This is a genomic window from Ruminococcus sp. AM26-12LB (assembly GCF_003480785.1).
Taxonomy (GTDB): Bacteria; Bacillota; Clostridia; order Lachnospirales; family Lachnospiraceae; genus Blautia_A; species Blautia_A fusiformis.
This window is the reverse complement of the sequence record NZ_QUJX01000001.1, coordinates 226325-237965: the sequence shown is the minus strand read 5'-3', so window position 1 is coordinate 237965 and position 11641 is coordinate 226325. Positions and strand designations below refer to the sequence as shown.

Annotated in this window: 8 protein-coding genes and 1 tRNA gene; 1 reads left to right on the top strand and 8 read right to left on the bottom strand. The window is 43.9% G+C overall.

Features of this window, described 5'->3' with window-relative positions:
* Positions 1-627: 627 nt before the first annotated feature.
* The 4 genes from DW694_RS01115 to DW694_RS01100 form a co-directional block, all read right to left on the bottom strand.
* Positions 628-701, bottom strand: a tRNA-Pro gene (locus tag DW694_RS01115).
* 209 nt (positions 702-910) lie between these two features.
* Positions 911-4417, bottom strand: a complete 3507-nt coding sequence (locus tag DW694_RS01110) for an Ig-like domain-containing protein (RefSeq protein WP_118752419.1) — start codon at positions 4415-4417, stop codon at positions 911-913.
* A 404-nt stretch (positions 4418-4821) separates the two neighbouring features.
* Positions 4822-5262, bottom strand: a complete 441-nt coding sequence (locus tag DW694_RS01105; RefSeq protein ID WP_118368460.1) for a DUF1284 domain-containing protein — start codon at positions 5260-5262, stop codon at positions 4822-4824.
* Entirely contained in the window at positions 5252-5803 is a 552-nt protein-coding gene (locus tag DW694_RS01100) for a biotin transporter BioY (protein WP_015525656.1), read from the bottom strand. The genes DW694_RS01105 and DW694_RS01100 overlap by 11 nt, the downstream gene beginning before the upstream one ends.
* Positions 5804-6081: 278 nt before the next feature.
* On the opposite strand from DW694_RS01100, the gene pduB reads away from it, so the two are divergent.
* A complete protein-coding gene (gene pduB, locus DW694_RS01095; RefSeq protein ID WP_015525654.1) occupies positions 6082-6804 on the top strand; it encodes a microcompartment protein PduB in 723 nt (240 codons plus the stop codon).
* Positions 6805-6959: 155 nt separating this feature from the next.
* On the opposite strand, the gene DW694_RS01090 is transcribed toward pduB, so the two are convergent.
* The 4 genes from DW694_RS01090 to DW694_RS01075 form a co-directional block, all read right to left on the bottom strand.
* The gene (locus DW694_RS01090) at positions 6960-8348 is read right to left on the bottom strand and encodes a hypothetical protein (protein ID WP_118752418.1); all 1389 of its coding nucleotides are present in this window, start codon (positions 8346-8348) and stop codon (positions 6960-6962) included.
* A gap of 265 nt (positions 8349-8613) precedes the next feature.
* On the bottom strand, positions 8614-8910 hold the full coding sequence (gene spoVG / locus DW694_RS01085) for a septation regulator SpoVG (RefSeq protein WP_015525652.1): 297 nt from the start codon (positions 8908-8910) through the stop codon (positions 8614-8616).
* A 57-nt stretch (positions 8911-8967) separates the two neighbouring features.
* Positions 8968-10089, bottom strand: a complete 1122-nt coding sequence (gene glgD / locus DW694_RS01080; RefSeq protein ID WP_021652857.1) for a glucose-1-phosphate adenylyltransferase subunit GlgD — start codon at positions 10087-10089, stop codon at positions 8968-8970.
* Positions 10086-11363, bottom strand: coding sequence for a glucose-1-phosphate adenylyltransferase (locus DW694_RS01075; RefSeq protein WP_118752417.1), 1278 nt, complete (start codon positions 11361-11363; stop codon positions 10086-10088). The genes glgD and DW694_RS01075 overlap by 4 nt, the downstream gene beginning before the upstream one ends.
* Positions 11364-11641: the final 278 nt, after the last annotated feature.

Genomic DNA, 11641 nt, shown 5'->3' with positions numbered 1-11641 from the left:
TTGCGCATTTGACAAAAAAGCATTACTATCTTAGAACATTTTGCGCTTGTCAGGATTTTCCGTATATGCTACACTGTACGGGAACAATCGTGTTACAGGGTGGCTGACCTCTAGTCCCAAAAGGATGGAGGTGGTGCTGATGAACAACAATTATTTTGACTTCAAAGATCTTATGGCTTTTGGCATGTTCATTCTAGCATTGCTTACGTTCGTATTAACGTTTTGTAAGTAATTCTTTACATAGAAAAACCACCCCAAAACTTTGGCCGAGTACAGGGTGGGATTTTCTAATCTTCTCTTATAAGGTCAACCCCTTATGGGCGGTTGTTCTTTATATCTGTATTATAGCACTGCTATTTAAAGCATTCAAGAATATTTTCATCTGTAAATATAAAAAGCCCCTGGCGGTCCATGCTCGGGACATTCACCAAAGGCTTTCTCTTAATATTTCTCACTTTCCTTTACCTTTTCCCATGTATTACCTTTACCTTTATTTTTTCCTGGCAAATGCAGAAGATTCTCCTTTCTTTTCTCGTTGAGGTAACACAAGGTAACACAAACTTACGTTCTCTTATTTTTCACAAGCAAAAAAAGAATCCCTCAACCAAGGGATTCTCAAAGCTTTAGTCGAAGCGACAGGATTTGAACCTGCGACCTCTGCGTCCCGAACGCAGCGCTCTACCAAACTGAGCCACGCTTCGTTATTCTGTTTCAGTTGTTTGTGTGTTGCTCAACTGCAAGAGCTATTATATTAGAGTTTCTGTACTTTGTCAATAGAAAAAATTAAAATTTTTCAAAAAAATCGAATTTTTTCTTTTTTCCTGCTTCGGGCATGCATTTTCGCAGACCCGAAGCAGTTTTGGGAAAGGTTCTTTATAACATATCAAGTATATTCAAGTGAAATATATGCTTATTTCACTGTAACTGTTACCTTTTTTGTGATTCCGTTGCTGCTTACATAGATAACAGCTTTTCCTTTTTTCACACCTTTAACAACACCTTTGCTGCTTACAGTAGCAACTTTTGTATTGCTGCTTCTGTAGGTGATCTTTGCCTTTGAAGTAGCAACTGCCTTGATGGCTGTTGTTTTCTTTGCTTTTACACTTACAGCTGTTTTGGATGTGATCTTCAGGCTACCTTTTTTTACTGTGATCCTGCAGGTTGCTTTGTAGCTTCCGCATTTTACTGTAATTGTAGCTGTTCCTGCTTTTTTTGCTGTTACTTTTCCGCCTGCGCTTACCACTGCAACGGATTTATTACTGCTTGTATAAGTAACTTTTCCGCTAACGCCTGTTTTTTTCACTTTGATCTGGCTTGTTCCACCCACAAATACAGTCTTCGCTGAAGCCGAAGCTTTTACAGACGGCTTCTTAACTGTGATCTTGCAGGTTGCTTTATAATTTCCGCATTTCGCTGTGATCACAGCTGTACCTGCCGCCTTTGCAGTTACCTTTCCATTTGCGGCTACAGCTACAACAGATGGTTTACTGCTTGTATAGGTTACTTTTCCGGTAACACCTGCGGTCGTTGCTTTCAGCGTCACTGTAGCTGGAGATCCTTTTACATAAAGCGTCTTCGCTGATGCATTCAGTTTTACAGATGGCGTTTTTACAGTAAGCTTGTACTGTGCAGTTTTTCCTGCTGCAGATGTTGCTGTGATCACGGCTGTTCCTGCTGCTTTCGCAGTTACTTTTCCGTTCTCGTCCACAGATGCAACCGTTTCATTATCGGAAGCGTATGTTACATCCTTGCAATTCTCGCCTGTTGCTTCAAGCTGTCTGGAGCTTCCGATATAAAGAACTCCTGAATTTTCTTTAAAAGCAATCGTTCCATACACCAGCTGAACAGAAACATCTGCATGACCATCACTGGAAACTCTTACTGTATAGGTTTCATTTTCCGGTCTCGCTACAGTGGAATCCAGAGCAACCACTCCATCTGTAGTTACTGCATCCTGTACAAGATATGTTGTCTCTGAAGCATGTCCGACACCTGTTGTATAGAAAACAGATACCTTCGGATTTTTGTATTTATCAAGATTTGCAAGCTTAACATGGGTGCTGTCCGTAAATTCCGGAGAAACAGCCATCTCTTCTGTTGCCTGCGGTTTAACATAAATACCATCTGCAAATTCATATACATACGCGCCGTCTGCCATAATGTACGTGATCTTGTTTACGGTTTTTCCCTCAAGACCTGTATCTTTTGCAAAGGCAACCTTATACACCTTCAGCCACATCTCGTTCATATGACGCATGCCATATTTTCCGCCGTCTGTTGTTTCCAGGATCATTCCCTGAATCCCGGAGTTAACTGCAAAATCGGAATCACTCTTTGTATTGCGGAGATATTTTGTGCTGGTTTCTTTTACATCAATCTCATAATCTCCCCAGCGAGAAGATGTTTTGAGTGTTGCCTCCGCATCTGTCACAGTTGCTTTTACATTAAATTTTGTAGCACTGTATGTTCCATCTGTATTCAGTGTTTTATACTGCCCAGGCTCTACCGTCGGAGTACGTCCCAGGGTGATCCCTGCTGCTTCTGTATATACTCCGCTTTCCGGAAGTTCTCCCGCTTCTGAAAGGATCTGCGCCTCTACATACGTTTTTGCATCTGTAGCTACATTAACCTTTTTTACTCCTGCGATCTCATAGCCATTTTCTGTCAGATTCTGAACATCTGCATTTCCGAAAACAGTACTTTTTCTGGTTGTGGCAGATGTAACGGAATCATACTTGCGGCTCGTTGCATCTCCCGCATAAAATTCCTCGTATGACAGAGATGCCGTACCGTAAAGTGTTCCTGTCAGTGCCTGATGTCCATTTGCCACCTTATAATAAATATCTGTTCCCGGAATCTGTGTATATCCATCCACCGCTCCCTTTACCCAGTAATAGGAAACATTGGAAACCGTGATCGGCTGGCCTGTCAGTGTGATACTTTTTGTCATATCCACATAATTGTCGCTTGAGATCATAACCGTGTAGATCTCATCCCCGGCCCTGGCTACACTGCTGTCAAAGGTTACCACCCCATTCTCTGCCACTGCATGATCTACAACATACGTTGTCTTTTTACCATGGCCACTTCCTGTTGTGTAGTATACGGAAACCTTAGGGTTTTCATATTTGTCAAGATCATCAACTTTAACCTGGGTTGTATTTTCTTTTACAAAAGCTGCCTGTACCTTCATTCCTGCTTCAGGCTGTTTTTTTACAAGAGGAGCTTTGTCTCCGAACTCATATACATAGGAGCCGTCCGGAGTAATATAAGTCACCTTTGAAATTTTTTCCCCGATAAGCCCGGATCCTGCTGAAAACGCAAGTTCGTAGGGCTGTACCCAGATTTCATAGGTATGACGAAGTCCTACCTTCTTACCACTGGCAGTTTCAAGGATCACTCCCAGTGTATTTCCGCCTACAGCAAAATCACCCTGTCTGGAATTGCGGAGATATTTTGTGCCGGCTTCTTTTACCACCAGCATGTAATCACCCCAGATCGACGGTGCCTGGATCTGGGCGGATGCATCTGTGACCGTTGCTTTTACATCGAATTTTGTTGCACTGTATGTTCCGTCTGTATTCAGAGTTTTATACTGTCCTGTTTCCTGTGACGGTGCTTCATTCAGCGTAATATCTGCTGCCTCTGTATAGACACCCTCTCTCGGAAGCTTGGAAGCAGCTTTCAGCGCCTGTGCATCTACATAGGTTTCCGCGTCCACTGCAACACTTACATTCTTCACACCCTGGATCTGATATCCGGAAGAGGTCACCTCTGTGCTGTCCTCATTAGCAAAAATCTGATTTTTACTCGTTGTTGCCGAAGTGATAGCGTCATAACTCTCCTGAGTGGTATCCCCGGCATAAAATTCCGAATAACTTAAGGTTGTCGTTCCGTACAGCTTTCCGCTCAGAGCTGTCTGCCCGTCTGCTACTTTTACATAAACGCCTGTTGTTCCTATCTGTGTATATCCCTCTGCCGGCTGCATGGACCAGAGATATTTCACTCCTGCAACAGTGATCTCAGAAGCATCCTGAAGAACCTCGCCTGCTTCTGCCATAAATGCTTCTCCATCACCGAATACCTCTTCTGTATCATCCTGGATCTGCGGCTCCTCTTCCTGTTGAATCTCTTCTGCTGAAATTTCTGCTACTTCTTCCTGAATAGCTTCTGCATCACTTTCTTCCGGCTCTTCCGACTGGATATCAGCTTCACCAACTTCCGGCTGGCCCTGGGAAACAGACTCCTGATTCTCGTTCTCTCCTTCTTCCTGTGCTGTCTCTCCTTGTGTTTCTTCTGACACGTCACTAAAAACTTCCGCCTCAGACGCCATTGCCGTTACCGGCACTCCTGACGCGATCACCGCTGAGCTCAGAACGAGTGCAGCTGACTTCTTAAAAAGCTTCCACTTATGCATACCTGTCCTCCTCTTTGTCTTTTATATTACACGACTTTATACCAGATCATGACCTTACAGCTGCTCTGGTTAATTGAAATTTCTTCTGCAGAATATTCAACATATGTCAGTTTCCGCAGAAGTGCTCTGTCAAGCACGCTTTAGTTTGTCTAAACTAACATATCGTCATTTTATCAATGCTTAAATTATTTGTCTATACATATCTGGCAAAAAAGCCTCGCGGTTATTGTTGTTTTTTTCTCAACTAAAAATTGTTTTCAAAATATTTATATTATTATCTAATATTTCAAACAAAAAAAGTATATATTCCAAGACATCATTTCAGGAAATGCAACAGCCATTGCCATTTCCTCCGGCATTCTCAGATCATATACTTTTTTATATTTCTATATTTTTGCTTTCTTTTATGCCCAGCGGCTCTTCTGTTCTTCGCAGATACTGTTCCACTGGCAGTTTCCACAGATTTCCTTACGTTTATCCATCGCAAGGATTTTTTCCTGGACTTTTTTTGTAAATTCGCTGAAGTGCAATGTCTGTCCGGCCTTCAGTCCACATTTTTCCAGCACGGCATTGTCATACTCTGCCACTTTATCTCCGGCTTCGCAATGTCCGCCCAGATTATTCGGACAGGCAGAGCAGATCTCATCCGTATCCACATGAAGCCTTATTTTCTTTCCCTCCAGAAAAATCTTCAGCATCTCGGCCATATGTGCAGTAAAACCGTTACTGTAGCCTTCCCCCTTAAAATACGCCAGGCACATACCATGATGAGGGCGCAGAGGAATGACTATTTCCTCTGTGCCCTCATCAGAAGCATATGCCGTAGCACTGCTTTTATCTTGCATATTTACGTACCTTTCCTGATAAAACATAAGCCAGTGCGATCTTGATAAGATCCGGAATGATAAACGGGAACACACACCAGCCAAGAACTGCCATAAGGCCTACCGGACCTGTGCTTCTTGTGTAGGCAAACATAAACCATGCGGTTCCAAAGGCATAGCATACGATCAGTCCAACGATCATGGAAATGATCTGAACAACCGGCTTTCTGCCAAAAACGTGCTCAATTGCCCACATAACAAGTGCGGAAAAGATAAATCCAATGATATATCCACCTGCATTTCCGAGAAGAGCTCCAATGCCTCCGGAAAATCCTGCAAAAACCGGAACTCCTACTGCTCCAAGAAGAACGTAAACCAGAACTGCCAGAGTTCCTCTTTTTCCTCCAAGCACACCAACTGCCATAAATACTCCAAATGTCTGCAGAGTAAACGGTACCTGTGCCGGAATGGAAATCCATGAGCAAACTGCCATCACTACTGCAAAAACTGCAATGTAAACAAGATCATACGTCTTGCTTCTGCCTGCTGCCACTGTTGTCATAATAATCTGTATCCTTTCTTTCCTTTTCTGCTTTTCCTGTCGGAAGATCATTCCTGTCCTTTATAAATGATATCCGCTCTTTCGCTGTTAACAATTTAACACAGCAGGATTTGAATGTCAACTTAATTTTATTTTTTAAGTTTACATTTTACAATGCCGTTTACTACTATGTAAACCTGCCATTTACAAATGATATTGTCAATTTTCACTTTCAAATTCCCCTCTCTGATGCTATACTGAAACCAATGAGTTTTCAGCAAAAAGGGGGATTTTTCCACATGGATATACACGATATTCATAACATCAGCACCAACTGCACACGTACTGAATTTGTAGGGACCGCAGTCCTTGACACAATCGGACTCGTGATCTCCGGAGTTGATGATTCTCTGCTTAAAAAGATGAACGTAGGTACCCAATACCACTGTCTGGGGCTTTTCAGTTCCCGAACAGGCGCTGCCGGCCAGATCACAGCTATTGACGATGCAGTAAAAGCCACAAATACAGAAGTCCTTTCCATTGAACTTCCAAGAGACACCAAGGGCTGGGGTGGTCACGGAAACTATATCGTCCTTGGCGGAAATGATGTATCCGACGTGCGTCACGCCATTTCTCTGGCTCTGGAACTGACTAACAAATATGCAGGTGAGGTCTACATCAGCGAATCCGGCCACCTGGAGTTTGCTTTTTCCGCAAGTGCAGGTCCTGCTATCCATAAAGCCTTCGGCACACCTCTGGGTGAAGCATTTGGTTTCATGGCAGGTTCTCCGGCTGCTATCGGTCTTGTGATGGCAGATAATGCCGTGAAATCCGCAGCAGTATCCATTACACAATATATGACTCCGAATATCGGTACCAGTCATTCCAATGAAGTGATCATCGCCATCTCCGGTGATGCCAGTGCTGTAAAAGCTGCTGTACTGGAAGGCCGTCAGACAGGCCTTGAGCTTCTCATCGGTATGGGAACCTATCCGGAGATCCCGGGTACGCCGTATCTGTAAAATCTCCGGATTGCAGGAAATTTGTGAATTTCCACACACTACACTTCACGAAACACATATCTGCGTCATGTATACAAAAGCAGCGCTGCAAGGATCAGCATACGATCCTGCAGCGCTGTATTTCTCTTAAATATTCTCCTATGGATTTTTCCGGATCAGCCCACCTGATATACATCTGCAGACTGAAGTCCGAAGCTTAATGCCTCAGAATGGCTTCCACAATAGATATCCACATGTCCGTAAGGAGTTCCCAGATCCTCTACCGTATAAACAGTGCCGTTGATCAGAAGCTTGGTCCCAAACGGAACACCTGCCATAGCAACGGTACGTCCTGCTGTCGGAACTGTTCCGCTGGCGGTAAGATTGCCGGCTGTACCGCAGCACTGTGCACAGTTGCAGTATGCGGTCAGTGTAAAGTTTCCAAGATATGTTCCCTGACTGGAAGAACCGGAATCGGACGTATCCGCAGAGGCATCTTCCGTCTCCTCGGAAGCTGTCTCATCATTGGAAACCTCCTCAGAAACCTCCTCCTGGGAGCTGTCCTCGGAAACATCTTCGGAACTTCCGGACTGTACATCATCCGCTTCCTCTTCCTCCTCTACAACAATGTCTGTACTTGTAGAGCTGCTGGAAGACTCGGTTGTATCCTCCTCCGGATCATAGCCGTAATCATCGTCAGAATCAGCCTCTTCACTGTCCTCGTTATCCTGATCGGCTTCTTCCTGGGCTGCCGCTTCTGCTGCCTGTCTCTCAGCCTCTGCTGCCGCTTCAGCCCTAGCTTTCTCTTCTGCAGCCTTCTCCGCCTCTGCCTGCTGTACCAGAGCGGTAATACTGCTGTCTGCATTACTGATATCTGCCATCAGCTGCTGCGCCTCTTCCTGGCTGGCGCTGATCTGGTTTACATAAGAGTTAATATCATCGCTTGTGCTGGAAGCCATGGACTGCACTTCCTGCTGTTTGGCTGCACGCTCCGTCATCAGATCATCGATCTCTGCGGACTCCGTCTCAACCTTTTTCTCATTCTCCTGGATATTCTTCTGAAGACTCACATATTTATCCAGCATGTCTCTGTCGTATGTAGAAATCTGGATCGCATTCTCCGCGCGATTGAGAAATTCTGCAAGGCTTTCGGAAGAAAGCAATGTCTCCAGTGCGGAAGTTCCGGCATTTTCATACATATATGCGATTCGAAGCTTCATGGATTCATACTGATCTGCAGAAGCTTTCTTTGCTTTTTTCAGTTCTTTTTTTACTTTATTTAATTCATCTTCCTTCTCAGCAGCCTGGATACTAAGCTCAGAAATGCTGTTGGTAAGATCCTCATACTGTGCGTTTAAATCAGCCAGATAGCTCTCCAGCTCCTGCTTCTTGCTCTCCAGTGTGCCGATGCTGCTCTGTACCTGCGCAAGCCCCTCCTCAGCGGCCTGTTTCTCCGCCTGTGCCTCTGCGATCGCAGCGTCTGTACCTGATGCATATACGGTGCTTCCCATGGAAAGGGTCAGCATACCTGTAAGCAGTAATGTGAAAACTTTTCTATTCTTCATATAAACACCTTTCGTCCTTTCATGGATTCTAGTATAACACATTTTTCATAAAAAGCAATAATTTTATTTTATTTCTGTAACAAATACGTAATAATTTAAATTTTTATGAACTGAAAAGCGTTTTTTTGTTTTCCGGAGCACAAAAAAACTGCCCTCTCACAGATTTATCTGTAAAACGGCAGTTTTTATTCTATGCTGTTTCAATCCAAAGATCATCAGCTACGAGAATACTTCTCTGATGTAATCCCCCCTGAAGCTGCTTCTCTTACTCCGCAGCCTCCATAAGAACCTCATTCTCAGCTTCCTCAGCCATTACTTCCTGATACTTGTCCAGGATGATCGTCTGGATCTGCTCTCTTGTTGCTGAATTGATCGGATGTGCGATGTCACGATATTCACCGTCGCTTGCCTTACGGCTTGGCATTGCGATGAACAGCCCCTTCTCGCCTTCGATCACCTTGATGTCATGTACCACAAACTCATCATCTATTGTGACAGACACAACGGCCTTCATTTTCCCTTCTTTTGCTACCTTCCTCACACGTACATCTGTAATATTCATTGCTACTTGCCCCTTTCATTTCGCTAACCGTATCTGCGGAAAACTGATCTTCCGCATTTATAATACGTAGCGTTCGTTTTTCTCTACGACGATCTTCACTTCTCCTTCTTCGCCGCAGTAATATGAATTTGCCCGGATGGTATCCCGGCTCTCAACAATGCAATTCTCAATATGCGTATTATCTCCAAGATATACGTCATTAAGGATCACAGAGTTTTTGATCACACAGTTATTTCCTACAAATACATCACGAAACAGAACAGAATTCTCCACAGTTCCGTTGATGATACATCCGCTGGACACCAGACTGTTCTTCACAGTTGCACCCGGATTGTACTTAGCAGGAGGTACATCTGCGATCTTGGTTTTGATCGCCGGCTCCTGTTTGAAGAAATAGTTCCGGATCTCCGGTTTCAGGAAATCCATATTTGTCTGATAATAAGCCTCTGCAGTAGAGATATTATTCCAGTAGTTATCGATCTTATATCCGTAAATCCTCTTCAGATTTTTGTAACGGATAAGAATATCATTTACAAAATCATGCCTTCCTTCCTGGGCAGCACGCTCGATCAGTTCGATCAGCTGCCTTCTTCGGATGACATAGATACCAGTAGATACCGTATTATAGGAGGAAACGATCGGTTTCTCCTCAAATTCCTCGATCCGACAGTCCTCATTCATGCGAAGAACACCAAATCTCTCAACCTGGCTCTGATCCTTGCATGTAGTACATACAACGGTAACATCTGCCCGCTTTGCGATATGATACTCCAGGACTTTATTGTAATCCAGCTTGTAGATTCCATCGCCGGAAGCGATCACCGCATAGGGTTCATGACTGTTCTTTAAAAAGCTCAGGTTCTGATAGATCGCATCTGCAGTACCCTGATACCATAAGCTGTTATCTCTGGTAATGGTTGGAGTAAAGACATAAAGTCCTCCCTGTTTTCTTCCGAAATCCCACCATTTGGATGAACTTAAATGCTCATTAAGGGAACGGGCATTATACTGTGTCAGCACAGCAACCTTCTGGATATGTGAATTTGCCATGTTGCTGAGGGCAAAGTCGATCGCGCGGTAACTTCCTGCAATAGGCATTGCCGCGATTGCTCTTTTGTTTGATAATTCTCTCATGCGGTTATTATTACCGCCTGCCAAAATAATACCTATCGCTCTCATTCTTTCCCACCGTCCTTTGCTGCAATTACCTGGCCGGCTGCCAGTTCTCCGTCAGGGTAGTCTTCTTTTGTTGTAACACCGGCGATAGCGGTATTCTTACCGATTTTGACACTGTCCGGAATCACGCTGTTTTCGCCGATAGCCACAAGTCCAAAGGAATATACAGCCGGTTTCAGAACATTCGGTACCTCCTCGCCGCATCCGATCACAACATTATTTCCGATGACAACATCTTCTGCCACGATGGCTTTATCCATAACAACGTTCTCACCAACTACTGTATTCTTCATGATAATAGAATCACGGATCACACTGCCCTTGCCGATGATAACATTCGGACCGATCACTGAATTATGTACTTCACCATAGATTTCTGTTCCCTCACCGATGATACACTTGTCCACAACTGCATCTGCGGAAATATACTGTGGCGGGATCACATCTCCCTTGGTGTAGATCCTCCAGAATTCCTCATAAAGATTAAACTCCGGAATGATATCGATCAGCTCCATATTTGCTTCCCAGTAAGAACCAAGAGTTCCTACATCTTTCCAGTAGCCGTTGTATTCATAAGCAAAAAGGCGCTGCCCCTTCTCTTTACAGTACGGAAGGATATGTTTACCGAAGTCACAGCCATTCTGATCCTTCAGGGCGATCAGTGCTTCCTTCAGAACCGGCCATGAGAAAATATAGATACCCATGGATGCAAGATTGCTGCTTGGATGCTCCGGCTTCTCCTCAAACTCAGTAATACGGCTGCTCTCATCAGTAACCATAATACCAAAACGGCTGGCTTCCTCAATGGGAACCGGCATACACGCGATCGTAATATCTGCCTTGTTCGCCTTGTGGAAATCCAGCATCACTTCGTAATCCATCTTATAGATATGGTCACCGGAAAGGATCAGTACATAATCCGGGTTATACTGCTCCATATAAGCCAGATTCTGATAGATCGCATTGGCAGTTCCTGTGTACCATTCACTGCTTGTGCTCTTCTCATACGGAGGAAGGACTGTGACACCGCCTTCATTGCGGTCAAGATCCCACGGAATACCGATACCGATATGTGTATTCAGGCGGAGAGGCTGGTACTGTGTCAGCACACCCACCGTGTCAATTCCCGAGTTAATACAATTGCTCAGTGGAAAATCGATGATACGATATTTACCACCAAAAGCGACTGCCGGCTTTGCAACCTTTTCTGTCAAAACTCCTAACCTGCTGCCTTGCCCACCGGCCAAGAGCATGGCAATCATCTCTTTCTTAATCATGCGATCACCTCTTGTATGTTATGATTATTCCATTATAGCATACTTCACTGTATTAGTGAACATTTTTTACAATTATTTTAGCTGTATTTTACTTTTTTTATCGCTATTGTATATTATAAATTGGTAAGACTCATCATTTTTTTCATTCCTCTGGTAATTTTCAACATTTTTCGATGTTATTTTCTGGTTACTTTTATATTCCGGAAAAAACCGCTTTTTTAGCCAAAAGAACCACTTTTCAATTGTTTCTGTTGGCGTTATAATAAAACAGACAAAAG

Bases quoted from the DNA above. Each gene is read 5' to 3' on its own strand.
- DW694_RS01110 (WP_118752419.1), bottom strand. From the start codon at position 4,417: ATGCATAAGTGGAAGCTTTTTAAGAAGTCAGCTGCACTCGTTCTGAGC.
- DW694_RS01105 (WP_118368460.1), bottom strand. From the start codon at position 5,262: ATGCAAGATAAAAGCAGTGCTACGGCATATGCTTCTGATGAGGGCACA.
- DW694_RS01100 (WP_015525656.1), bottom strand. From the start codon at position 5,803: ATGACAACAGTGGCAGCAGGCAGAAGCAAGACGTATGATCTTGTTTAC.
- pduB (WP_015525654.1), top strand. From the start codon at position 6,082: ATGGATATACACGATATTCATAACATCAGCACCAACTGCACACGTACT.
- DW694_RS01090 (WP_118752418.1), bottom strand. From the start codon at position 8,348: ATGAAGAATAGAAAAGTTTTCACATTACTGCTTACAGGTATGCTGACC.
- spoVG (WP_015525652.1), bottom strand. From the start codon at position 8,910: ATGAATATTACAGATGTACGTGTGAGGAAGGTAGCAAAAGAAGGGAAA.
- glgD (WP_021652857.1), bottom strand. From the start codon at position 10,089: ATGAGAGCGATAGGTATTATTTTGGCAGGCGGTAATAATAACCGCATG.
- DW694_RS01075 (WP_118752417.1), bottom strand. From the start codon at position 11,363: ATGATTAAGAAAGAGATGATTGCCATGCTCTTGGCCGGTGGGCAAGGC.